The organism is Pseudomonas mosselii (assembly GCF_019823065.1).
In the GTDB taxonomy this organism is placed as follows: domain Bacteria; phylum Pseudomonadota; class Gammaproteobacteria; order Pseudomonadales; family Pseudomonadaceae; genus Aquipseudomonas; species Aquipseudomonas mosselii.
Genome location: NZ_CP081966.1, coordinates 1,561,652 through 1,585,816 on the forward strand (window position 1 = coordinate 1,561,652; position 24,165 = coordinate 1,585,816).

Here is a 24,165-nt window from a genome sequence, read left to right on the forward strand (position 1 = left end):
GTGCCCTGACTTATAGCGATAAGACCGATTGCCCGCAACCGATGTAGAATGCCGGGCTCATGTCTTGCCGGAAGCTTCAATGGAACGCCCGCGTTTTCGATCCTCTTTCCTCCACCCGCGATTCTGGGGGCTGTGGCTGGGCCTGGGCCTGCTGTGGCTGGTCGCCCAACTGCCGTACCGTGCCCTGCTGGGCCTGGGCCGCGCCCTGGGCGCGGTGATGTACCGGGTAGCCGGCGAGCGCCGGCGCATTGCCGCGCGCAACCTCGAGCTGTGTTTCCCCGAACTGTCCGGCGACGAACGGCAATATCTGCTCAAGGAAAACTTCGCCTCCACCGGCATCGCCTTCTTCGAGATGGCCATGAGCTGGTGGTGGCCAAAGGCCCGGCTGGCGCGCCTGGCCCACATCGAGGGCATCGAGCACCTGCAGGCCGCCCAGCGCGAAGGCGAGGGCGCCATCCTCATGGCCGTGCACTTTACCACCCTGGAGATCGGCGCCGCGCTGCTGGGGCAGGCCCACACCATCGACGGCATGTACCGCGAGCACGGCAACCCGGTGTTCGACTTCGTCCAGCGCCGCGGTCGCGAGCGCCACAACCTCGATTCGCTGGCCGTGGAGCGCGACGACGTGCGCGGCATGCTCAAGCTGCTGCGCAAGGGCCGGGCGATCTGGTACGCGCCGGACCAGGACTATGGCATCAAGCAGAGTATCTTCGTGCCGCTGTTCGGCATTCCCGCGGCCACCGTCACCGCCACCACCAAGTTCGCCCGGCTGGGCAAGGCCCGGGTGGTTCCGTTCACCCAGCGGCGCCTGGAGGACGGCAGCGGCTATCGTCTGGTGGTGCATCCGCCGCTCGCTGACTTCCCCGGCGAAACCGAGGAGGCCGACTGCCTGCGCATCAACCAGTGGGTAGAGGGCGTGCTGCGCGAGTGCCCGGAGCAGTACCTGTGGGCGCACCGGCGCTTCAAGTCGCGGCCCGAGGGCGAGCCACGGCTGTACGACAAGAAGAAAAAATGACACTAGGGCCGCGTGGTAGCGGGCTGGCCCCGCGATAGGGCGGTCACTGGCAAGCACTGATTCCAGGGAGGAGCAATGACCTCAACCACCGGCCTGATCCTCTCCGGCGGCGGTGCCCGCGCGGCCTACCAGGTCGGCGTGCTGGCCGGCATCGCCGAGCTGCTGCCTCCTGGGGCGGCCAATCCCTTCCCGGTAATCGTCGGTACCTCTGCTGGCGCGATCAATGCCGTCAAGCTGGCCAGCGGGGCTACCCGCTTCGCCGAATCGGTGCAGCACCTGACCGCCTTCTGGCAGAACTTTCGCAGCCACCTGGTGCTGCGCAGCGACTGGCCCGGGGTGATCCGCCAGGCCAGCCGCTTCGTCGGCCACAGCCTGCTGGGGCTCGGCGGCCAGGTGCCGGTGGCGCTGCTCGACAGTCGCCCGCTGCGCCGCCTGCTGCATGAGCACCTGGACCTGGACGGCATCGCCCACTCCCTGGCGGCCAATCAGTTGCGCGCCATTGCCGTGACCGCCTTTGGCTACGAGTCCGGCCAGGCGGTGACCTTCTACCAGGGGCGCGACACCATCGAGCCCTGGCTGCGCCACCGGCGCATCGGCATGCCCACGCCGTTGACCATCGACCACCTGCTGGCCAGCTCGGCGATCCCGCTGTTGTTCGCGCCGGTGCGCCTGGGCGATGAGTTCTTCGGAGATGGCGCGGTGCGCCAGTCGGCGCCGATCAGCCCGGCGCTGCACCTGGGCGCCAGCCGCGTGCTGGTGGTCGGCGTCAGTGGCAACCCCCAGCGCCCGGCGCCGCCCTTGCCCACCCAGCGCGTGTTCAGCGGCCAGCAGCCGAGCCTGGCGCAGATCGGCGGGCATATGCTCAACAGCACGTTCATCGACAGTCTCGAGGACGATATCGAGTTGCTGCAGCGGCTCAACCATCTCAGCCACCTGATGCCGGCGCACCTGGACGCCCGGCGCCTGGGGCTGGCGCCGATCGAGGTGCTGGTGGTGGCGCCCAGCCAGCCGCTGGACGAGATCGCCGCCCGTCATCGGCGCGAGTTGCCAGCGGCGCTGAGGCTTTTCCTGCGTGGGCCTGGCGCTACCAAGACCAGCGGGGCGGGGGTGCTGAGCTACCTGCTGTTCGAGGCGAGCTATTGCAGCGAGCTGATCGAGTTGGGGCGCAAGGATGCGTTGGCCAAGAAACGGGAGCTGTGTCAGTTCCTCGGACTGCCTGGCTGAACACTCCTGTGGGAGCGGCCTTGCGTCGCGATAGGGCTGCGATGCAGCCCCAGGATGTGTGCCCGGTTCAAGATTGCCGGGGCCGCTTTGCGGCCCTTTCCGACCGGTCCGACGCCTCGGCAAGGCCGCTCCCACAGCGCTTATTCGGCGATCTGCAACTTGCGCGCCTGGGTATACACATACCGTAGCTTCTCGTATTCGAACGGCGAGTTGGTCTGCCCGTAGCGGAAGTTGGTGCTGTAGCGCTTGTCCACCGCCCGCAGCACGGTGAGCTCCGGGTGGTCGCTGGCGGTGTCGGGCACGTTCAGGTAGTTGATCTCCTTCTCCCCCACGTAGTCGACCACCAGTCCGGTGGTATCGCGCAGGTTCGATGGCCCGAGGATCGGCAGCATCAGGTATGGCCCGTCCGGTACCCCGTAGAAGCCCAGGGTTTGGCCGAAGTCCTCGCTCTGCCGGGGCAGCCCCATCTTGGTCGCCGGGTCCCACAGGCCGCCGACACCGATGATGGTGTTGAACATCAGCCGCGCGGTGATTTCTGCTGAACGCTTGGGCTTGAGCTGCAGCACGCTGTTGAACAGGTTGGGCACGTCGCCCAGGTTGTTGAAGAAGTTGCTCACCCCGGTGCGCACGAAGCTGGGGGTGACGTAGCGGTAGCCATCGACCACCGGCAGGAACACCCACTGGTCGAAGCGGTAGTTGAAGTGGTAGATGCGCCGGTTCAGCGACTCCAGCGGGTCGTAGATGTTCAGCGCGGCCAGGGTCGAGCGTTCGAACTCGCGCTGGTCCAGGCCGGGGTTGAACTTGAGTTCGCGCAGCGGATCGACGAAGCCGTCGGCCTCCACGGTCAGGGTTTCGGTCTTGTCGGCCTCGACCACGCTGGCACGCGGCGCGACTTCCTCGGCCAGGGCGCAGCCGCTGGCGAGCAGGGCGGTGACGAGCAGCAGTCTGTTAACCACGGAAGAACTCCAGCATGGCGTCGCTGTTGACGCGGTAGTTGAGGTTGCCGCAATGGCCGCCATGGGGGTAGAGCGTCAGCCGTTCGCCGAACACCCGGCGCAGGAAACCGATGTCGCCGGGGCCGAGGATCACGTCGTCGGCGTTATGCATCACGGCGATCTTGGGGCTGGCGCGCAGGTAGTCCTCCAGCGCGTACAGGCTCACCTGGTCGACCAGTTGCAGCAGGCTGTTGCCGTCGGTGCGCGCCCGCCACATGGGGATCACCTGCTCGGTCAGATAGCAGTCGAAGTCGCATTGCAGCGCCCGTTTGAAGAACGGCTCCAGGCTGCTGCCCTCGGTAATCGGGAACTTAGGCGGAATGATCAGGCCACGGCGGTTGATCAGGTCGGAGGTGAAGGCAATGTCGGCGGCCGAGAAGCGGAACGAAGTGCCGATGAGCATGGCCATCTGTTCATTGGACAGGTGTTGGCGCGACTTCTGGAAGTCATACAGCAGCGCTTCGTTGAGGTCGATGTAGCCCTTGTCCTGGAAGTAACGGGTCAGTTTCTCCAGCATCAACTCATAGAAGGTGGTGCTGCGGTCGATGCCCTTGACCCGGGTCTGCACCAGCTTGTCCAGGTTGGTGATCGAGGTGTACAGGTTGACCGGCGGGTTGAGCAGCAGCACGCGCTTGAAGTTGAAGCTCTGGCGGGTTTCGTCGAGCTTGCTGACGAACGCCGCGTCCAGCGCCCCGAGGCTGTAGCCGGTGAGGTAGTACTCGCTGACCGGCAGGCGTGCCTGCTGGGCGCGCACCGCTTGCATGACCCGGTACAGGTCCTTGGCGTCCTCGCTGGTCACCCCGGGAGTGGCGAAGCGCGAAGCGGCGCTCATGAAGTCCCAGCTGGTCGGCGATGACAGCTGCACCACGTGGTAGCCGGCCTGGTAGAACAGTTTCTTCAGGTACTCGTTGATGCTGCTGGAGTAGGGCGCGCCGGTACCGGCGATCAAGAAGATCAACGGCGCCTCGTGGTCCTGCTTGGCCAGGCGGTAGCGCAGTTTCTTCACCGACCAGAAGTTGTCGGGCAGGGTGAACTCGCGCTCCGGGCGCAGGGTAAGGCTGTAGTCGGCCTGGTCGATATCGTCGTCGCTGGGCAGCGTCGGGCGCTGTTCAGGCGGCGTGGTGGCGATGGTCGCCTCGAACGGGTTGGTCAACGGATAGCCGTAGCTCGCCGCGTCGATATCCCGCGCCGATGCGGCCGCAGCCAGGAGCAGGCCGCCGAGCAGGGCGGCGAGGCGCAAAGATCGAAGCATGTAGTCCCCCAAGGAAAACGCAAGGTCGTGCAATACGCAGGCTAGGACCACGGCGTGTTGGACAAAGTTGCCCGTTGCCCTGTCGTTCGTCGCACAAGATGTTGCCGCGCCGGACAACATTTGTCTTGTGCAACATAGCTGCAGGGCCATGATTTTGCCTTGTCGCGGCCCGTGGGCGATCATGCAATGCTTAGATTACCGCTATTGGAGATCCGCATGGCGCGTTGGTGGCCAGTCGTTGCCCTGTTGCTGTTCCTGCCCTTGTGGCTGGCCGCCAGTTATGGCGTGCGTTATGGGCTGATGGAGGATGCCCGGTGGGTCGGGCTGTGCAGCGTGCCGGGAGAGGTCTGGCAATGCCAGGCGCGTTCGCTGCTGGGCTTGGGGATACATTTCCAGGCCATTGCCTGGGGGGCATTGGGGTTGGCGTTGCTCAGCCAACTGACGCCTGGCCGAGGCGGGTGGTGGCTGGCGGCGCTGGCGCTGCTGTTCGGGATTCCGGCACTGGTGCTCTATACCGCGAGCATCGCGGTGTTTGCCGTGGTATTGGCGGGATTGCGGCTGGTCCGGCAAGCCGGCTCTCACAGGGCATGACGCCTGGCCTGTGGGAGCCGGCATGCCGGCGAATCGAGGACGAAGTCCTCGCAATCGGTTCACGCCAAGCGCAGTTTGAGGCTTCGCCATAACGCGCCAGCCATCAACACGCTGACCACCGCCCAGCCCCATGCCTGTCGATTCGCCAACCCTTCCTGGAACAACTGCGGTGCCACTCCAGCGCCCACGATAAAGGCCAGCAACGCCACCTCCGCCCGCCGCGCCGGCACCGGTCGCAGCAGATAGACCACCGCCGGCAACAGCAACGCCGCGCTGGGAAAGCTGCGATAACGCGGGTCGAACACCATCGCCAGCATGCTCACTGCCGCGGCGAATCCCGCCGCCAGCAACCAGGTGCCCGCGTGCGCCTCGAGCCAGGTGAACAGCCGCTGGCGCCAGCCGTCTGGACGAGCCAGGGCCAGTGCGCCGTGGGCCAGCACCAACAGGTTCAAGCCAGCCAGGGCACCCGCCCACAGCCACTCCCCGACAAAGCGGGCATTGGTGCGCATCAGTTCCCCCCACAGCCCCAGGCTGCCGGCACCCAGGGCCGCCAGCAACGGCAGCAGCAGGGCGGCACGGCGGCTTGCCGGGCGCCCGGCCAGGGTCAGGGTCGCCAGCATCAGCAACACGCTGGCCAGCAACCACTGCGGCCACAACGCCAGGTTGCTCACCGGCCCTTCGAGCACGACCTTGTCCTGGCGGTCGGCATCGTATAGCCCCCAGTAGCCGCCCACGGCGCCTTCGCTGGCACGTTTCCAGGGCTGGTCGAATGCCTCGATCAGGTTGTAGCGCCAGCCGTTGGCTTCGGCCAAGGCGACGAAGCCGCGGATGAAACGCGCCTCGTTGACCCGGCTCGGCTCGGCGGTTTCGCGCTGGCGTCCTTCGCTGGGCCAGCCGGTCTCGCCGATCAGGACGTCCTTGGGCGCGAAGCGGTTGCCGAACACCTGGCGCACCTCGGCCACATGGGCCAGCGCCGCATCGATGCCACGCGGGTCGTCTTCCCAGTAGGGCAACAGGTGGATGGTGAGGAAGTCCACCGCCGGTGCGATCTGCGGGTGTTGCAGCCAGAATTCCCAGACGTCGGCGTAGGTCACCGGCACCTTGACCTGGCTTTTCACTTTCTCGATCAGCCCGGCCAGGCGCTCGCCGGTGACTTCCTTGCGCAGCAGCGCCTCGTTGCCGACGATCACCGCGCTGACCACGTCGGGGTTGGCGTTGGCCGCGGCGATAAGCCGTTCGACTTCCTTGTCGGTGTCCATCGGGTTGGCGTTGACCCAGGCGCCGAGCATCACCTTCAGGCCATGCTGGCGGGCCAGCGCCGGGATTGCCTCAAGGCCGGTCATCGAATAGGTGCGGATGCACTGGAATCGCTCGCTCAGCAACGCCAGGTCGGCGTCCATGCGCGCCGGGCGTAGGCGAAACGGCTGGTCGAACGGCGACTGGTCCTTGTCGAAGGGGGTGTAGGACGCGCACTGCAGCTTGTGCGTCGGGCTCGCCGCATCAGGCAGGTGCACCGGCTTGCCGAGGCCGTACCAGAGCGCCCACAGGCCGCCAAGGGCGAGCAGGCAGGCGAGCAGGTACGCAGGCAGGAGCAGTCGGGTGTTACTGGGCATCGGGCAGTCCGTCGTCAAGCACAAAGGGCTAGATGATAGCCGCAAATGACCGGCGCCAAGCCTTTGGCATGCAAGGATCGCGCAGGTCGATCGAGTGTCATGGCGTTAATGGCACAGTGCTGTCGCTGATCGTTCGCTGGAGGTCGCTGACAGAGCAGGTCGTGCGCGGGGGCAGGTCGATGATGCTCTCTCCAAGACCTGACGAGGGATGCTTTGATGGCGACTTTTACAAGAGTACGACGTTTCCTGAGTGTGGGCGCCGCCCTGGTATTGACCATGAGCACTGCGCAGGCCATGGCCAAGGAAGTGAGCATCGGTTACGTGGATGGCTGGTCGGACAGCGTGGCCACGACCAACGTGGCCGCCGAAGTGATCAGGCAGAAACTCGGCTATGACGTGAAGCTGCAGGCCGTGGCCACCGGGATCATGTGGCAGGGCGTGGCCACCGGCAAGCTCGATGCCATGCTTTCGGCCTGGCTGCCGGTGACCCATGGCGAGTACTGGGCCAAGAACAAGGACAACGTCGTCGACTACGGACCGAACTTCAAGGATGCCAAGATCGGCCTGATCGTCCCCGAGTACGTCAAGGCCAACAGCATCGCCGACCTCAAGACCGATGCCAGCTTCAAGAACAAGATCGTCGGCATCGATGCCGGCTCCGGGGTCATGCTCAAGACCGAGCAGGCCATCAAGGACTACGACCTGACCGGCTACAAACTGACGGCCAGTTCCGGCGCGGCGATGACCGCCGAGCTGGGCCGCTCCTACGCCAAGCAGCAGTCCATCGCCGTGACCGGCTGGGTGCCGCACTGGATGTTCGCCAAGTGGAAGCTCAAGTTCCTCGAGGATCCCAAGGGCGTGTACGGCGCCGCCGAGACGGTCAACAGCATCGGCAGCAAGGAACTGGCGAGCAAGGCGCCGGAAGTGGCCGAGTTCCTGAAGAGATTCCAGTGGCAGTCCAAGGACGAGATCGGCGAAGTGATGTTGGCGATTCAGGAAGGCGCCAAGCCGGAGGCCGCGGCCAAGGACTGGCTGGCCAAGCATCCGGAGCGGGTCAAGGAGTGGACCGGCAAGTGATGGCTTGAGATGGGGCTGCCGTGCAGCCCTTTCGCCGGCAAGCCGGCTCCCGCAGTGTCGGCGCAGATCCCCTGTCGGAGCCGGCTTGCCGGCGAAAAGGGCGCGCAGCGTCCCCAGGATTTGTTACCGATCTTGCAAAACACCGTTGCATCTAAGACTAAGGTCGTCTGGTTGGCGTCCAGCGGCAGCATAAAGTTGGAGTCGGGTTCTCCCTACTCTGTGCTGCTAGGACAAAAACAATGAATGACAGCATTTACCAATCGATACAGAACAGTCCGCGCTTCAAGGAACTGGTCACCAAGCGTGAGCGCTTCGCCTGGATTCTCTCGGCGATCATGCTCGGCCTGTACTGCGCCTTCATCCTCCTCATCGCCTATGGCCCGCACGTGCTGGGCGCCAAGCTCAGCCCCGATTCGTCCATCACCTGGGGCATTCCCCTGGGCGTCGGCCTGATTGTCTCGGCCTTCGTGCTCACCGCGCTCTACGTGCGTCGCGCCAACGGCGAGTTCGATGAACTGAACAAGGCCATTCTCGAGGAGGCCAAGCAATGATCCGTCACGCCAAAGCCCTGGCCGTCCTGGCCTGCGGTGCCTTCGCACCCGCCGTGTGGGCCGCCGATGCCCTGACCGGCGAGGTGCAGAAACAGCCGCTGAACGTCTCGGCGATCGCCATGTTCGTGGCTTTCGTCGCCTTCACCCTGGGCATTACCTACTGGGCCTCCAAACGCAACAAGTCGGCGGCCGACTATTACGCCGCCGGCGGCAAGATCACTGGCTTCCAGAACGGCCTGGCGATCGCCGGCGACTATATGTCGGCGGCCTCGTTCCTGGGTATTTCCGCGCTGGTGTTCACCTCGGGCTACGACGGTCTGATCTACTCCATCGGCTTCCTCGTCGGCTGGCCGATCATCCTGTTCCTGATCGCCGAGCGCCTGCGCAACCTGGGCAAGTACACCTTTGCCGACGTGGCCTCGTATCGTCTCGGGCAGAAGGAAATCCGCACCCTGTCGGCCTCGGGCTCGCTGGTGGTGGTGGCGTTCTACCTGATCGCGCAGATGGTCGGTGCCGGCAAGCTCATTGAGCTGCTGTTCGGCCTGGACTACCACGTGGCGGTGATCCTGGTGGGCATCCTGATGTGCCTGTACGTGCTGTTCGGCGGCATGCTCGCCACCACCTGGGTGCAGATCATCAAGGCGGTGCTGCTGCTGTCCGGTGCCAGCTTCATGGCGCTGATGGTGATGAAACACGTGGGCTTCGACTTCAACACCCTGTTCTCCGAAGCGATCAAGGTGCATGCCAAGGGCGAGGCGATCATGAGCCCGGGCGGCCTGGTCAAGGATCCGATCTCGGCGTTCTCGCTGGGCTTGGCGCTGATGTTCGGCACCGCGGGCCTGCCGCACATCCTGATGCGCTTCTTCACCGTCAGCGACGCCAAGGAAGCGCGCAAGTCGGTGCTCTACGCCACCGGTTTCATCGGCTACTTCTACATCCTGACCTTCATCATCGGCTTCGGCGCGATCCTGCTCGTCAGCACCAATCCCGACTTCAAGGACGCCGCCGGCGCCCTGATCGGCGGCAACAACATGGCGGCGGTGCACTTGGCCGATGCCGTGGGTGGCAGCGTGTTCCTCGGCTTCATCTCGGCAGTGGCCTTCGCCACCATCCTGGCGGTGGTCGCCGGCCTGACCCTGGCCGGTGCCTCGGCGGTGTCCCATGACCTGTACGCCAGTGTCTGGCGCAAGGGCAAGGCCAACGACAAAGACGAGATCCGCGTGTCGAAGATCACCACCATCGCCCTGGGCGTGCTGGCGATTGGTCTGGGCATCCTGTTCGAGAAGCAGAACATCGCCTTCATGGTCGGCCTGGCCTTCTCCATCGCCGCCAGCTGCAACTTCCCGGTGCTGCTGCTCTCGATGTATTGGAAGAAGCTGACCACCCGCGGCGCCATGATCGGTGGCTGGATGGGCCTGATCAGCGCGGTGGGCCTGATGATTCTCGGCCCGACCATCTGGGTGCAGATCCTCGGTCACGAGAAAGCCATCTACCCGTACGAGTACCCGGCGCTGTTCTCGATGATCATCGCTTTCGCCGGCATCTGGTTCTTCTCGGTTACCGACAAGTCCAAGGCTGCCGAGAACGAGCGCGCGCTGTTCTTCCCACAGTTCGTCCGCTCGCAGACCGGCCTGGGAGCCAGTGGCGCGGTATCGCACTGATACCTTGAGCTGAACACACAATGCCCCGGCCTATGCCGGGGCATTGTGCTTTCAGAGTTGTCGCATTACCTGCCGCTAGGAAATTTCTTAGGCCCGCTCGGAACGGTCTTAGTCATCGCCGCGACGTGTTCGCCAATACTTCTCCTCACCCGCTGGCCGCGCGCCGGCAGGCATTGACCAATTTAAGGAGATCAGATTCGTGAACCGCACGTTACTCGCCCTTCCCCTGGCCATGTTCTTCGCAGGCTCCGCTTTTGCGGTGGACCCGATCGAGAAGCAGGTACAGGTGACCGCCCAGGTGCCGACCGACGCTTTCTTCGTCGAGCCGGTAGGCGGCAACTGGATGAACGACCCGCAGGAAATGGCCTGGAACTCGTATCAGGCCAAGCTCGATCCGATCCGCAAGCAATTGCAGGTCAAGAGCACTGTGGGCCCGATCACCGCCTATCTGGTTTCGCCGGCGGTCATCGCCAGCGGCACCGAAAACATCGGCCTCGACGTCAAGGTCGGCGACACCGTGCTGCAGACCACCCCGGCCGAAGTCGTCAGCGCCACCCAGGCGGCACCGGGCGCGATCATCGGCTTCGAGGTGGCGGCCCAGCCCGCGCCGGCGAGCGGTTATGTGCCTGGCAATTACCAGGGCCTGGTGAGCATGATCTTCGAAACCGCCGCACCCTGAGCCTTCTCTCTTCGTTCATCCGTTGTTCCCCCTGACCCTCGGCTCCCGCCGAGGGACGGGTGGGTATTGCCTGCAAGCGACACCTCATGACCAATCATTCCATCCTGGCGGCCATGGGCCGCTGCTTGCTGTTGCCGGCCTGGCTGGCCGTCCACGCGCCCGCTAGCCAGGCCGCCGGCAATGCACTTGGTGCCGTCGATGGCCTGCCGCGCGAGTTCGAAGCGCATTTTTTTGATGTGCCGCTGGCGGTCCGGGTCGACCTTGATGGGCGCTACCTGGGTGATGCCATGGTGGTGCTCAGTCGCGATCAGCGCGTGCAGCTGCTGGAGTTCACCGATACCCTCGACAGCCGTGAACCGGAAAGCCTCCGCCGCCGCTGGCACGAGCGCCTGTTTGACGGCCGTCCTTTGGGGGACTGCCGCGGTGATTGCCCCGACGGCCTGCGCGCGGTGCACTACAGCCTAGTGAACTCGCAGCTGTCACTATTGACCGACCAGGCCGAGATCGCTGAGGTCAGTGAACGTTTTTACCGCCAGCCGGAGCAGGGCAGCTATGGGCTGCTACTACGCAACCAGCTCAACCTGGTCAATGACGGCCATGCCACCAGTGGTCGTTATGCATTGCAGGGCCAGGGCAGCGTCGGCAATTGGACCACCTTGGCCGATGGCCAGCTTGACCGGGGTAGCGACAGCCGCCAGGGCACGCGCCACCGGGTCGACCAGCTGTATGCCGAGCGCCTGGTAGAAAACCAGTTTTATCGGCTGGGCTACTTCACCCCCAGTGCCCAGGGGTTGACCCGCCAGCCGCGGTTGATGGGAAGCACGGCCGATACCACCTTCGGCTTGATGCTGGGCAGCAGCGACAGCCTGGCCATCGATACTGGCGCACCCAGCACCACGCCGATCTACGTTACCCCTAATCGTCCCGCCGTCGCCGAGGTCTATCGCAATGGCGTGCTGATCAACAGTCAACCGGTGCAGCCTGGTTTGCAGACCCTCGACACCAAGGTCCTGCCCGGGGGCATCTACGAAGTCGAGGTACGGCTGGTCGAAGACGGCCAGGAAACCTCGCGCAGTCAGGAGTTCATCTACAAACCCAGTAACTGGCGCAGCACCGATGCGCCCTGGCGCTACAACCTTTACCTGGGGCGCCAGAGCACATTGCTGAGCAACTGGGAGCGTGATACCGACGACAGCCTCGCCGCTGGCGTGCTGGCCAACTACATGTTGCATCCGCGGGCGATCCTGGGTATGTCGGCGCAACGGGTTGATGACGCCATGCAGTATGGCACCTCGCTGGACTGGGATATGCGTGAGCGTTTCAAGCTGTACGCCAACCTGTTCCAGACGCAAGGGCAGGGCAACGGCTACGACATCCAGCTGATCCATGCCTATGACAGCGGTTCGTTGGTTGCCAGCCACAGCCGAACCTGGCTGGCGCGCCCTGACTGGCGCCGCCTCGATGATAGAGCGCGGCGGCCATTCCAGGCGCGCCAGACACAGTCGTCCCTGTCGCTGAACCATCGCCTCGACCCGCGCAATACCGTCAGCATGCGGCTTTCGCAGTCTGAAGATGTCAATGCCGGCACCGGTCTCGACCTGGGGTGGGCTTACTATGGTCGGCTGCTGGGCTCCGATGCCAACTGGCGGTTGTCGCTGTTCGATCGTCCAGGAACGGCAGCCACCGGCGAATCTCGCAGCCGCGGCGTCAACTTGAGCCTGAGCATGAGTCTGGGTGGCGGCAGTGGTCGGCGTGTGTCCGCCAGTGTCGGTAGCCGCACCTCGCGCGACGGCGGGCGCGATCTCAACGCCTCGCTGGCCTACCAGCAAGATGTCGATATCGGCCCGCTGCGCAGCGTCGGCGCAACGCTCAGTGCGGACCGCTACGGCGCAGGGCTTGGCGGCGATACCCAGTTCGAGAGTCAGGTCGTGCACGGCGATGCCTATGTCCAGCGTTCGTCCTACAGCGGCGACTTCACCGGTGGCCTGAATCTGCAGAGCATGTTGGCCGTGGGAGCAGGCAAGGCGGCCATGAGTGGTCAGTACCTGCCGCACCAGGCCGGGCTGATCGTTGATGTCGAGACCGATATCGAGGGGTTGAAGCTGCGCGCCGACGACCTCCATGGCGGTTCCGCCAACCTGCAGCCTGGGCGCAACCTGATCCCGGTTGCAGCCTACAAGGCCGGGCATGTGCAGTTCGATTTTGAGGGCAGCGCGGTCACCGCAGCCGTTATCCAGCCCGCGAGCCTGGACTATCACCTCAACCGTGGCGGCATCGAATACCGTGAACTGCGGGTGTTGCGCACTGTTACCGTGCTTGGGCGCCTGTTTGACGAGCATGGCAAGCCGATGCGCGGCGCCCAGTTGATCAACCACGCCAGCCGCAGTGTCACCGAAACCGATGGCTTCTTTGCGGTCGAGATGAGCGAGTTGAACCCTACTTTGGAGATTCGCCAGCAGGGGCAGGCGGTATGCCTGCTGAGTCTGGACGTGAGCACGTTGGCGCGGGAGGACGATGTGCTGCTGGCTGGCGACCAACGCTGTGTGCCTGGGGTGGCGCAGGTCGAGGCGGTTGTACGCAACGGGCAGGGTTAAGCCGTTCAGTAAGGTGCAGCTCGGATGATCCCTGCTCAGGGTAAAGGCCTACTGCCGTTTAGGGCGTTTCAGATGGCCATGCGGGAAGGTTCCCGCAGGTTCGGCCATGGCCACGCAGCCACTCCCCATCAATACTTTCCCGTCAATGACGCACGGAGTTCGCATCATGAATATTTTCCGCCTGCTGGCCTCGACACTGCTGGCGCTGCCTCTGGTTGCCAGTGCCGCTCCCGAGCTCAATGTCGGCGCGCTTTATGACTACGTCGACGGTGACAAGAGCACCTTGCTCAAGCGGGTACGCAACAGCGGCGACACCACTGCGTTCGTCAAGGTCAGCGTCGCTGAACTGGTGTATGACGCAACTGGTGTTGCCCGTGAAATTGCCACCGATGGGCTGCCACTGGAACAGCGCGGCTTGATCGCCAGCCCGGCGCGGCTGATCATCCCCGCCCAAGGCATGCAGGCGGTACGCCTGCTTTATCGTGGCTCACGGGAGCAGGAGCGCTATTTCCGTCTGCGCTTCGTACCGGTGCTTCCGGAGTCGGGCGATGGTTTCATGGTGGATGACCAGGAGGCGGAAAAGTACCGTGACAGCCTCAAGGCCGGGGTCAATCTGCTGGCCGGATATGGCTCGCTGTTGTTCGTCCGGCCTGCCGAGACACGCTACCAGACCCACGTACGGCGCGCAGGCGGGCAACTGACTGTCGTGAACCAGGGTAACGCCACGGTTGTGCTCGATCATTTTCGCCTGTGCCAAGCCGCAGGGCAGGGATGTGCGCCCGCCACCAAACACCACGTCCTGCCGGGTCGCACCCGGCAGTTCGACGGGGAGACCGGCAAGGTGCATCAGCTCGAGTTAATTGAGGGCGGTAATACCAAGGCAATGGTGGTGGAGGGATGATCGTGTTTTTTTCATCCATCAGACAGCGAGGGTGGGCACGCTGGGGCTGCGCGATAGTACTGTGCGGGGTCATGCCAGTGGCCAGCGCATTGGACGTGACTATCAGCGCAGAGTACCGGGGTGGCGGATCAGGTCGCTTCGAAAACACAACGCCTCCGGGTGGGGTGTGCAGGTACTGGCCCACCACGTGCCGAGGGGCCACGACGGTCGACTTGCCGATTACCTTCACGAAAAAAGCGGTACAGGAGGCGGCGGATCCGCGCGACGAGTTCTTCCTGCAGCTTCCCGGGCGGCGTGAGGTGGACGTCTACCACGATGAAACCGGTGAGCCGCGACGAATGGCCTTCGAGTGGACGTTGTTCAGCGTGATTGCGAAGAGCGCAAGGCTCGATCGCAATCCAACTTATAACCGGATACTCGGAGGATGTGTTTTCGGTGGTGGATCGTCCGGCAGTTGGGGAGATGGCAGGGCGCGGGTGCTTTGGCGTCTAAGTGATTCGCTCACGCCTGGCGCTTGCTGGTCGCGTAGCATCTATGCTCCCGCAGGCACCGTGATGCAGGCTGACGTTGAAGAACTCAGTGTGGGTTTCAACCTGAACATACCGCCACCTTACCGGCTCAAGGCCGGCAAGTACCGGGGCTCGACCACCTTTCGCATCGGCCCGGGTGGTGATTTCGACTTTGGCAACGATGTCAGCAACCTGAGTGGTGACAGCCTCACCATCAATTTCGAACTCGATGTGCAGCACGCCTTCATGTTCGAGTTTCCGCCTGGTTCCGACCGGGCTGTGCTGGAGCCCAGGAACGGCTGGCAGGCCTGGTTGGCCGGTGGCAAGGCGCCGCAGCGCATCTATCGCGACCTGCCGTTCAGGGTGTGGTCCACCGGCCCGTTCAAGGTCTATAAGCTTTGCCAGCACGACATGGGCGCGCACTGCGCGATCCGCAGTGACGAAGGGGAACAGGTGGCTGTGGAGGTCGCCATGAGTCTGCCTGCGGGTATCCAGCACCGGGGCCAGGCGGTGGAACGCCTGCAGTTGCCTACTGGCCGCTTCGCGGCGCTTCAGTTCGAGGCGGCCATGCCAACGTTGAATCGACCAGGCCAGTTGCATTTCGAGGTGGGACGCAGTGATGTACAAGCGATGCTCAAGCACCCTGGCAGTACTTATGACGGCCAGGTCACCGTGGTCTTCGACGCCGAGCTTTAACCGGCTGAGGTAGCGCACGAGGTAAACGCTATGCACAGAGCACTTGTGGTTGACGACCACCCTTTCATCCGCAGCACCGTCTGTATGCTGCTGCGCCAGCAACGCCTGGAGATAATCGGCCAGGCCGACAATGGCATCGACGCGGTGCGCCTGGCCCGTGAGCATGCGCCGGACCTGGTAATTCTCGATATCGCCATGCCGGGCCTGGATGGGCTGGAAGTGATCGCCCGGATCAAGGCCCTGGGGACGCCCACGCGTATAGTGGTGCTGACCTCGCAACTGGCCGAGTCCTACTCATTGCGCTGCATGCAGGCTGGGGCCGTTGGGTATGTGTCTAAAACCGATGATCTCGATGAACTCGGCAAAGCGGTGCGCGCTGTGCTGTCTGGCTATAGCTACTTTCCCGAAGTGGCGCTCAGCTCGGTCAACCGCCGTGACCTGCAGGCAACCGAGGCACAGTGCATCGCCAGTTTGACCGATCGCGAGTTGATGGTCCTCCAGCACTTGGCGCGTGGCTATAGTAACAAAGCCATCGGCGAGGCCATGTTGTTGAGCAACAAGACCATCAGTACCTACAAGATTCGCCTACTGGAAAAGCTGCGACTCAGCTCGTTGATCGACCTGGCGGATTTCGCCCGTCGCAACGCGCTCATCTGAGCGCTGTAGTCCCGTGTTCCTGCGTGCCTTGCTGATAGGGATACTGGGGGGGCTTGGCTACCTGCCAACTTGCGCGGCCGTGCAATTGCATGCACGCCCCGCCCCGCAGACACCGCCGCCGGTTCTGGATCACGAGGAACTGCGTTGGCTGTGGGAGCACCGCGTGTTACGCCTGGGCGTGATCGCCCGTGACAACCCACCGTTCGACATGCTTACCACGGGGCAGGCCTACGAGGGCATCACCGCCGATTACGTCGGGCTGCTGGCGAGTCAACTGCGCCTCGAAGTGCAGTTGCAGGTGTTTGCATCGTTCGCCGAGACGGCAGCTGCCCTGCGCCAAGGCCGTATCGACCTGCTCGGGTCCGTCAGCCCGCAGCAGGCGCTCGAGGCAGGTCTGCATCTGTCTGCGCCCTATGCCCAGGATCGTCCCTTGCTGATCGCCCCGCAGGAGCATGCGCGGGAACGGGCCCGCAGCGGCGCCAGCTTCAGGTTGGCGCTGGTCGACGGATATCGTCCGCGCCAACAGGTACAGGCGTTATACCCCTTGGCCGAAATCCAGCTTCATCCCTCGCCGTTCAGCGCCTTGGCGGCACTCGCGCTGGGTGACGCCGACCTTTATCTGGGCAGCACGCTCGGAAGCCGTTATCTCCTGGGCCGCAACCAATGGAACGGTGCCGAGGAAATTGGCCATGCGGCCCTGACCAGCCAAGCTGTCGGTTTTGCCATGGCCCGCGACAACAAGGCGTTGATCGGCCTGGTTGATCGAGTATTGGACGGCCTTGGCGATCAACATGCGGATATTCACGAGCGTTGGCATGCCCGACCTGCTGCCGTGCACAGGTCGCCAGGCATCCCGCTGAGCGATGTCGAGCGGCACTGGCTGGCTGAAAACCCACGCATCAAGGTGCTGGTGAATGAACAGGCAATGCCGCTGAGCTATCGCGATGGTAAAGGCCAACTGCAAGGGTTGAGCTTCGATCTGTTGCAATTGCTTGGCCGGCGAACGGGCTTGGAGTTTGACGTCGAGGCAGGTGGCACTACGGCACAGATGGTCGAGCAGGTACGCATGGGAAAGGCACAATTGATCGCGGGCCTGCCCTACAGCCCGGCGCGTGGAGAGCGCCTGCGATTCACTCGTGGCTTTCTGAGTTCTGCGTATGTGCTGGTGATGCAGGGGCACGCCGAGCGGCCAGGTGATCTCGCCCAGCTGAACGGGCGGCGGCTGGCACTGGAGGAAGGCAGCGTGGCACAGGCGTTGCTGGCCCAGGCATATCCGAGGGTCGTGCAGTCACCGGTCAATGGTGCGTTGGAGGCGGTGCACGCGGTGGCCGCCGGGAGAGTCGCGGCAGCCGTGCTGCCACTCGTCCAGGCCCGGTTACTGGTTGCTCGCTGGTACCCGGGGCGGCTGCGGATCAGCAGCCTGGCCTTGCCAGCGGAGCATTTCGCGTTTGCCAGCAGTCCGGGTGCGGTTCATCTCCAGAGCATCCTCGACAAGGCATTGCTCGATCTGGCACCACGCGAAATCGATGTGCTGGTCCGGCGCTGGCGCAGTCCGCTGATCGTTGCCGCCAGTGCCTGGCAGCGGTACCGGACTCCCCTGCTGCTGGGATTTCTCGCTGCTTTTGCCGCACTGCTGGTAGCGCTGCTGTGGATCCGCTACCTACGCCGTCTGCAGGTGCAGCTGCGGCGGGCCAAGCAAGGGGCCGAGGCAGCAAGCCATGCCAAGACTCATTTCCTGGCAGCCATGAGCCATGAGATCCGCACGCCGTTGCATGCCCTTTTGGGCATGCTGGAGCTCGCCCAACGCAAGGCCGGACGGGGCGTGCTCGATCACTTGGCCATCGAGGTGGCCGCTGACGCTGCCCGGGGACTGCAGGAACTGATAGGCGATATCCTCGATGTCACCCGTATCGAGGCGGGCGAGTTACAGTTGACGCCAGCGGTGTCATGCCTGCGCGAACAGGTGTCGCAGGTTATCCAGTTGTTCGACCATCAGGCTCGTGTCAAGGGATTGCGGCTCGATCTCACCGTTGAGGGCGAAGTTGACCGCCCGGTATTGCTTGACCCGGTGCGCTTGCGGCAGGTATTGGCAAATCTGTTGAGCAATGCGATCAAGTTCACCCAGCAGGGGCGGGTACAGGTGAGCGTCTGTGCTCAGTCCCGCAGCGATTGCCTGGTGGTACGCCTGATCGTCGAGGACACCGGTATCGGCATTGCCAAGGCCGAATTGGCCGAGCTGGGCCAGCCCTTTCGCCAAGCCAGCAATCAGTCCCAGTCGCCGCGCAGCAGCACGGGGCTTGGATTGGGCATCTGCCGCAGCTTGTGCCAGATGATGGGCGGCAACTTGCAGTTGAGCAGCGAACTGGGCAAGGGCACCCAGGCACAAATCCACCTGGAGCTGCCAATTCATCCGCTGGATCCGTCAGAGCCCGTGGTGGCACCACGCAGTGATGTCCCGTCGGATGCAGTACCGCTGCGCGTGCTGGTGGCGGACGACTATCCGGCCAATCGATTGCTGTTGGCCCAGCAACTTGATTACCTGGGGCATCACGCCCGGGTTGCCGAGGATGGAGCGCAGGCCCTACGGCTGTGGTTGAACGAGCACTTCGATGTCGTCATCAGCGATTGCAGCATGCCGCGCCTCGACGGCTATGGTCTGGCCAGGGCGATTCGTCTGCATGAGCGTCGCAATGGAGGGACGGCGTGTCGACTAGTCGGGCTCACCGCCAGCGCGCTGGCGGACGAACGCCGACGCTGCCTAGCGGCAGGCATGGATGATTGCCTATTCAAACCCCTCGGTTTGCAGGCGCTGATCGGTGCCCTGGGCGGCAGTGTTGCGCAGCAGGGCAAATGTCTGGGGGATGAGGGCGCGCGCACGTCGATATTCGATTTCGATCATCTACGACAGTTGGCGGACAATGATCAGGGCGCACTGGAAGCGTTGCTTGCCGATCTGCGTCGCAGCAATCGTGATGATCTCACCCGCCTGGCAGATTCAGGCGACAATCCAAAGGCTCTGGCTGCCTTGGCGCACCGGGTCAAGGGCGGCGCACGCATCTTGGGCGCTGGCGATCTGATCAATGCCTGCGAGCGCCTGGAGGGCAGTTGCGCCAGCGCCCCCTTGGATCTTGAACGACTTCGCCGTGATGCTCAGGCCTTGCATGCGGTGATGCAAGACCTGGAGCACTATCTGGGCAGCCGGACTCAAGGCTGAGCGTCATGCCAGGCCAGGTTCATATCCTGCCCAGCAACAAGAGGATCAACAAGACCACCAGTACCACCCCGATTATGCCGGACGGGCCGTAACCCCATGCGCGGGAGTGAGGGAAGACCGGTAAGCCGCCGATCAGCAGTAAGATCAGGATGATAATGAGGATGGTGGTCATGGCGAAGTCCTTGCGTTATGGAAGGGCTGGGGCATAGCGGTAGCCGCTTAATGTTTCCGACTGGTGCCCTTGTATAAAAATTCAATCCACCTGCCTGACGATTGAATGGCCTGCCGCCCAATGGCGCCGTATTCAGCAGTTTGATGCCGTACCGGCAGCCGTGGTGTTGTGGCTAGACTCCAGCCATTCCCACTGTTCAAGGCGCTCCACCATGCACAACCGAATGATGATCACTGGCGCCGCCTCCGGCCTTGGCCGCGAGATTGCCCTGCGCTGGGCTCGCGAGGGCTGGCAGCTGGCTCTGGCAGACGTCAATGAGGCGGGCTTGCGCGAAACCCTGGCCTTGGTGCGCCAAGCCGGTGGTGACGGCTTCTCCCAGCGCTGCGACGTGCGCGATTACAGCCAGCTCACCGCCCTGGCCCAGGCCTGCGAGGAAAAGCTCGGCGGCATCGACGTGATCGTCAACAATGCCGGGGTTGCGTCGGGTGGATTCTTCGCCGATTTGTCCCTGGAGGACTGGGACTGGCAGATCGCGGTCAACCTGATGGGCGTGGTCAAGGGCTGCAAGGCGTTCCTGCCGCTGCTCGAGCGCAGCCGTGGGCGGATCATCAACATTGCCTCCATGGCCGCCCTGATGCAGGGGCCGGGCATGAGCAACTACAACGTGGCCAAGGCTGGGGTGCTGGCCTTGTCCGAGAGCCTGCTGGTGGAGTTGCGCCAGGTCGAGGTGGCGGTGCATGTGGTGTGCCCGTCGTTCTTCCAGACCAACCTGCTCGACTCGTTCCGCGGACCAGATCCGGCGATGAAGGCGCAGGTGGGCAAACTGCTGGAAGGTTCGTCGATCAATGCTGCGGATATCGCCGAACATATACACCAGCGGGTCGCCGCTGGCGAGTTCCTGATCCTGCCCCATGAGGCCGGGCGCCACGCCTGGCAGCTCAAGTGCCAGGCGCCTCAGCGGCTTTACGACGAAATGGCGGACATGGCGGTAAAAATGCGGGCGAAGGCGCGCAAAACCGCGCATTGAGAGAGATTTCTGTAGGTTTTTTTACCTTTGCCAGTAGGTTGCGTCTATTTGTCCTGAGAAGGATTGAGTAGGCCAAAGCTGGCGGGGCAGTCTCCGATTTTCCCTTGAGCTGGAGGATCGGAACATGCTGGTAATTGGACGAGAAGTGGGCGAAGTCATCGTCATTTCCGAAAACATCAAGATCCAGGTGATGTCCGTCGAGAACGGCCAGGTCCGCTTCGGTATCTGCGCGCCGCGGGACGTGGAGGTGCACAGGACCGAGGTGTACAAGCGCATCAAGGCACTTGAGCTCGAGAAGCAGCAGGCTTGAGGGCCCGCTACTCGAACAGCTCACGCGCAACTTCATGCTTGGCCAGCAACTGGCACTGCTGGCTGTCCATGTCGAACAGGATGAAGGCCTGACCTTTGGCCAAGGCCTGGCGTACCCGCAACACGCGGGTTTCCAGCGGCGTGTCGTCGCCGTTGTCGGTACCGTCGCGGGTGACGAAGTCCTCGATCAGGCGGGTCAGTGTTTCGGCTTCAAGTTGCTCGTAGGGGATCAGCATGGTCTGGGCGGTGGTTGTGGGAATGGAGGCATGCTACGTGAATTTGGGGGCCTGGTGCGCCCCATTCCCGCTCGATCACCCTTTGTTGCCCACCAGACTGTCCACCGCCGGCACCCGGGTGTCGCTTTCCATCTGCGTGTCGTGTTCCAGTTGGTGGCTGAAGCGCTCCAGTGAGGCATTGGCCGGTTGCGAGTCGCTGGCGAATACCGGCGGGCTGAGCAGGTAGGCACCGAGCAGACGGCTCAGCGCCGCCAGGCTGTCGATATGGGTGCGCTCGTAGCCATGGGTGGCATCGCAGCCGAAGGCCACCAGGGCGGTGCGGATATCGTGCCCGGCGGTCACCGCCGAGTGGGCGTCGCTGAAGTAGTAGCGGAACAGGTCACGGCGTACCGGCAGGTCCTGATCGCCGGCCAGCTTGAGCAGGTGACGCGACAGGTGATAGTCGTAGGGCCCGGAGGAATCCTGCATGGCCACGCTCACCGCGTGTTCGCTGGACGCCTGCCCCGGCGCCACCGGGGCGATGTCGATGCCGACGAACTCGCTGACGTCCCAGGGCAGGGCAGCGGCGGCGCCGGAGCCGGTCTCCTCGGTGATGGTAAACAAGGGATGGCAGTCGATCAGGGGCTGGCGGCCGCTTTCCACCACGGCCTTGAGCGCCGCCAGCAAGGCCGCCACGCCGGCCTTGTCGTCCAGGTGGCGGGCGCTGATATGGCCGCTTTCGGTGAACTCCGGCAACGGGTCGAAGGCCACGCAGTCACCGATGGCGATCCCCAGCGCCTCGCAGTCGGCGCGGGTAGCGCAGTAGGCGTCCAGGCGCACCTCCACATGTTCCCAGCTGATCGGCATCTGGTCGATGGCTGTGTTGAACGCGTGCCCGCTGGCCATCAGCGGCAGCACGCTGCCGCGGTAGACGCCGGTGTCGGTGAACACGCTGACCCGGCTGCCCTCGGCAAAGCGGCTCGACCAGCACCCCACCGGCGCCAGCGCCAGGCGACCGTTGTCCTGCAACTGGCGCACGCTGGCGCCGATGGTGTCCAGGTGCGCCGAGACGGCGCGGTCGGGCGAGCTCTGGCGGCCCTTGAGGGTGGCGCGGATGGTGCCGCGACGGGTCAGCTCGAAGGGGATGCCCAGTTCGTCCAGGCGCTCGGCGACATAGCGCACGATGGTATCGGTGAAGCCGGTGGGGCTGGGGATGGCGAGCATCTCCAGCAGTACACGTTTGAGGTAGTCGAGATCGGGTTCGGGAAGTCGTTCGGACATGTCCAGGTCTCCGGTCGGGGTGAAATTTTCAAACTGTGGGCAAGGTCTTGTGGGAGCGGCCTTGGGTCGCGAAAGGGGGGGGGGCGAAGCGCCCCCGGGATGTCAGCTTCGCTGCATCTATTGCCGGGCCCGCTTTGCGGGCCTTTCGCGACACAAGGCCGCTCCCACAAAGATCCGAGGAGCTGTCAGGCCAAGGGGCGGCTGTGGGGAAACAACAAGTCGACAAAGCGCTCGGCCGTAGGCTGCGGTTCATGATTGGCCAATCCCGCACGCTCGTTGGCCTCGATGATCACGTAGTCCGGGTGCTCGGCATCGCGGACCATCAAATCCAGGCCCACCACCGGGATTTCCAGGGCGCGGGCGGCACGTACGGCGGCATCGGCTAGCACCGGGTGCAGGCGCGCGGTGACATCCTCCAGGGTGCCGCCGGTGTGCAGATTGGCGGTACGGCGCACGGCCAGCCGTTGCCCGGCGGGCAGGATGTCGTCGTAGCCCAGCCCCGCGTCCTTGAGCGTGCGCGCGGTCTCTTCGTCCAGTGGAATGCGGCTTTCGCCACCGGTGGCCACCTGGCGGCGTCTGCTCTGGGCCTCGATCAGGGCACGCAGGCTGTGCCTGCCGTCGCCGATCACCTGGGCCGGATGGCGGATTGCTGCCGCCACCACCTCGTAGCCGATCACCACGATGCGCAGGTCGACGCCTGCATGGAAGCTCTCCAGCAGCACGCGGCTGTCGAAGGCGCGGGCTTGCTCCACGGCATGGCTCAGCGCTTCGAGGGTGGTGATATTGACCGCCACTCCCTGACCCTGTTCGCCATCCACCGGCTTGACCACTACCGCGCCATGCTCGTCGAGGAACGAATGGTTGTCATCGACGCTCCCCGCCAGTTGCTGCGCCGGTACCTGCAGGCCAGCGTTGTGCAAGGCCTGGCGGGTCAGGCGCTTGTCCTGGCAGAGGGTCATGGTGACGGCGCTGGTCAGGTCACTCAACGATTCGCGACAGCGGATGCGCCGTCCGCCCAGGCTCAGGGTGAACAGCCCGGCATCGGCATCATCGACCTGAACTTCGATGCCTCGGCGCAATGCCTCGTCGACGATGATCCGTGCATAGGGGTTAAGGCCGGCCTCGGGCCCTGGGCCGAGGAACAACGGCTGGTTGATGCCGTTCTTGCGCTTGATGGCGAAGGTCGGCAGGGTGCGGAACCCAAGCTTCTTGTACAGCCGCTTGGCCTGGCGGTTGTCGTGCAGCACCGATAGGTCGAGACAGGCCAGGCCGCGGCTCATGAAGTGTTCGATCAGGTGGCGTACCAGCACTTCGCCGACGCCCGGGCGGGTGCAGTGTGGGTCCACCGCCAGGCACCACAGGCTACAGCCGTGTTCGGGGTCGTCGAAGGCCTTGCCGTGGTCCAGGCCCATGACGCTGCCGATTACCGTGTGGCGGTCTTCGTCCTCGGCCAGCCAGTACACCGGGCCGCCGAGGTGGCGCGGGGTCAGCAGCTCGGGATCGACCGGCAGCATGCCGCGGGCCTGGTACAGCGCATTGATTGCCTGCCAGTCCGCCGCACCTTGCGCCCGCCGAATGCGAAAGCCGCGAAACACGCGTTGCGCTGGCCGGTAGTCGCTGAACCACAGGCGCAAGGTGTCCGAAGGATCGAGGAACAGCTGTTGCGGCGCCTGGGCCAGCACCTGCTGCGGCGCGGCGACGTACAGGGCGATATCGCGCTCGCCGGCCTGTTCTTGCAGCAGCGCTTCGGCCAGGCTGAGCGGATCGGGGTAGGTGTGCCCGATCAGCAGCCGCCCCCAGCCACAATGCACGGCCCGTGGCTGGTCATGGGGCTCGCTGCCGTCACCGGCCAGGCGTGCCTGCAGGCGCTCGTAAGACGGCGCCTGACCGCGCAGCAGGCGTTGGCCGTAGGCGATCTCGTGGGCTTTCATT

General features: G+C 64.1%; 21 protein-coding genes. 14 read left to right on the forward strand and 7 right to left on the reverse strand.

Annotated elements, in window-relative coordinates:
* The first annotated feature begins 79 nt into the window (after window positions 1-79).
* Both K5H97_RS07025 and K5H97_RS07030 read left to right on the forward strand, forming a co-directional pair.
* Window positions 80-1,015: a lipid A biosynthesis lauroyl acyltransferase gene (locus K5H97_RS07025; protein ID WP_028690864.1), complete on the forward strand. Its 936-nt coding sequence runs from the start codon at window positions 80-82 to the stop codon at window positions 1,013-1,015.
* Between the two features lie 75 nt (window positions 1,016-1,090).
* On the forward strand, window positions 1,091-2,239 hold the full coding sequence (locus K5H97_RS07030; RefSeq protein WP_028690863.1) for a patatin-like phospholipase family protein: 1,149 nt from the start codon (window positions 1,091-1,093) through the stop codon (window positions 2,237-2,239).
* A gap of 140 nt (window positions 2,240-2,379) precedes the next feature.
* Here K5H97_RS07030 and K5H97_RS07035 read toward each other — a convergent pair whose 3' ends face one another.
* On the reverse strand, window positions 2,380-3,195 hold the full coding sequence (locus tag K5H97_RS07035) for an MlaA family lipoprotein (RefSeq protein WP_028690862.1): 816 nt from the start codon (window positions 3,193-3,195) through the stop codon (window positions 2,380-2,382).
* A complete protein-coding gene (locus K5H97_RS07040) occupies window positions 3,188-4,486 on the reverse strand; it encodes an alpha/beta fold hydrolase family protein (protein WP_028690861.1) in 1,299 nt (432 codons plus the stop codon). Before K5H97_RS07040 ends, K5H97_RS07035 begins: the two co-directional genes overlap by 8 nt.
* Before the next feature lie 216 nt (window positions 4,487-4,702).
* Between K5H97_RS07040 and K5H97_RS07045 the strand changes: the two genes are divergently transcribed.
* Entirely contained in the window at window positions 4,703-5,077 is a 375-nt protein-coding gene (locus K5H97_RS07045; protein WP_028690860.1) for a hypothetical protein, read from the forward strand.
* Window positions 5,078-5,136: 59 nt separating this feature from the next.
* Here the strand turns inward: K5H97_RS07045 and K5H97_RS07050 are convergent, their stop codons facing one another.
* Window positions 5,137-6,690, reverse strand: a complete 1,554-nt coding sequence (locus K5H97_RS07050) for a glycoside hydrolase family 17 protein (RefSeq protein WP_028690859.1) — start codon at window positions 6,688-6,690, stop codon at window positions 5,137-5,139.
* A gap of 216 nt (window positions 6,691-6,906) precedes the next feature.
* Between K5H97_RS07050 and K5H97_RS07055 the strand changes: the two genes are divergently transcribed.
* The 9 genes from K5H97_RS07055 to K5H97_RS07095 all read left to right on the forward strand — a co-directional run bounded on the left by K5H97_RS07055 (window position 6,907) and on the right by K5H97_RS07095 (window position 19,229).
* Window positions 6,907-7,767: a glycine betaine ABC transporter substrate-binding protein gene (locus tag K5H97_RS07055; protein WP_028690858.1), complete on the forward strand. Its 861-nt coding sequence runs from the start codon at window positions 6,907-6,909 to the stop codon at window positions 7,765-7,767.
* A 239-nt stretch (window positions 7,768-8,006) separates the two neighbouring features.
* Window positions 8,007-8,318, forward strand: coding sequence for a DUF485 domain-containing protein (locus tag K5H97_RS07060; protein WP_028690856.1), 312 nt, complete (start codon window positions 8,007-8,009; stop codon window positions 8,316-8,318).
* The gene (locus K5H97_RS07065; protein ID WP_028690855.1) at window positions 8,315-9,979 is read left to right on the forward strand and encodes a cation acetate symporter; all 1,665 of its coding nucleotides are present in this window, start codon (window positions 8,315-8,317) and stop codon (window positions 9,977-9,979) included. Before K5H97_RS07060 ends, K5H97_RS07065 begins: the two co-directional genes overlap by 4 nt.
* A 199-nt stretch (window positions 9,980-10,178) precedes the next feature.
* On the forward strand, window positions 10,179-10,658 hold the full coding sequence (locus tag K5H97_RS07070) for a CS1 type fimbrial major subunit (RefSeq protein WP_028690854.1): 480 nt from the start codon (window positions 10,179-10,181) through the stop codon (window positions 10,656-10,658).
* 86 nt (window positions 10,659-10,744) lie between these two features.
* Entirely contained in the window at window positions 10,745-13,252 is a 2,508-nt protein-coding gene (locus K5H97_RS07075) for a TcfC E-set like domain-containing protein (protein WP_028690853.1), read from the forward strand.
* Window positions 13,253-13,418: 166 nt separating this feature from the next.
* Window positions 13,419-14,153, forward strand: a complete 735-nt coding sequence (locus tag K5H97_RS07080) for a fimbrial biogenesis chaperone (RefSeq protein ID WP_028690852.1) — start codon at window positions 13,419-13,421, stop codon at window positions 14,151-14,153.
* Between the two features lie 212 nt (window positions 14,154-14,365).
* Complete coding sequence (locus tag K5H97_RS07085; RefSeq protein WP_169740501.1) at window positions 14,366-15,358, forward strand: hypothetical protein; 993 nt, start codon at window positions 14,366-14,368, stop codon at window positions 15,356-15,358.
* A gap of 30 nt (window positions 15,359-15,388) precedes the next feature.
* Window positions 15,389-16,015, forward strand: coding sequence for a response regulator transcription factor (locus tag K5H97_RS07090; RefSeq protein WP_028690850.1), 627 nt, complete (start codon window positions 15,389-15,391; stop codon window positions 16,013-16,015).
* 13 nt (window positions 16,016-16,028) lie between these two features.
* Window positions 16,029-19,229, forward strand: coding sequence for an ATP-binding protein (locus tag K5H97_RS07095; RefSeq protein ID WP_155952687.1), 3,201 nt, complete (start codon window positions 16,029-16,031; stop codon window positions 19,227-19,229).
* 19 nt (window positions 19,230-19,248) lie between these two features.
* Here K5H97_RS07095 and K5H97_RS07100 read toward each other — a convergent pair whose 3' ends face one another.
* Entirely contained in the window at window positions 19,249-19,401 is a 153-nt protein-coding gene (locus tag K5H97_RS07100; protein ID WP_023630061.1) for a DUF3309 family protein, read from the reverse strand.
* Between the two features lie 211 nt (window positions 19,402-19,612).
* On the opposite strand from K5H97_RS07100, the gene K5H97_RS07105 reads away from it, so the two are divergent.
* Both K5H97_RS07105 and csrA read left to right on the forward strand, forming a co-directional pair.
* Window positions 19,613-20,428 carry an SDR family oxidoreductase gene (locus tag K5H97_RS07105; protein WP_028690849.1) on the forward strand — a complete coding sequence of 272 codons (816 nt, stop codon included), beginning with the start codon at window positions 19,613-19,615 and terminating at the stop codon, window positions 20,426-20,428.
* Between the two features lie 124 nt (window positions 20,429-20,552).
* Window positions 20,553-20,738 carry a carbon storage regulator CsrA gene (csrA, locus tag K5H97_RS07110; protein ID WP_028690848.1) on the forward strand — a complete coding sequence of 62 codons (186 nt, stop codon included), beginning with the start codon at window positions 20,553-20,555 and terminating at the stop codon, window positions 20,736-20,738.
* A 7-nt stretch (window positions 20,739-20,745) separates the two neighbouring features.
* On the opposite strand, the gene K5H97_RS07115 is transcribed toward csrA, so the two are convergent.
* The 3 genes from K5H97_RS07115 to ngg all read right to left on the reverse strand — a co-directional run bounded on the left by K5H97_RS07115 (window position 20,746) and on the right by ngg (window position 24,164).
* Window positions 20,746-20,973 carry a YheU family protein gene (locus K5H97_RS07115; RefSeq protein WP_028690847.1) on the reverse strand — a complete coding sequence of 76 codons (228 nt, stop codon included), beginning with the start codon at window positions 20,971-20,973 and terminating at the stop codon, window positions 20,746-20,748.
* A 75-nt stretch (window positions 20,974-21,048) separates the two neighbouring features.
* Complete coding sequence (locus K5H97_RS07120; RefSeq protein WP_028690846.1) at window positions 21,049-22,233, reverse strand: osmoprotectant NAGGN system M42 family peptidase; 1,185 nt, start codon at window positions 22,231-22,233, stop codon at window positions 21,049-21,051.
* A gap of 185 nt (window positions 22,234-22,418) precedes the next feature.
* Complete coding sequence (gene ngg, locus K5H97_RS07125) at window positions 22,419-24,164, reverse strand: N-acetylglutaminylglutamine synthetase (protein ID WP_028690845.1); 1,746 nt, start codon at window positions 24,162-24,164, stop codon at window positions 22,419-22,421.
* Window position 24,165: the final 1 nt, after the last annotated feature.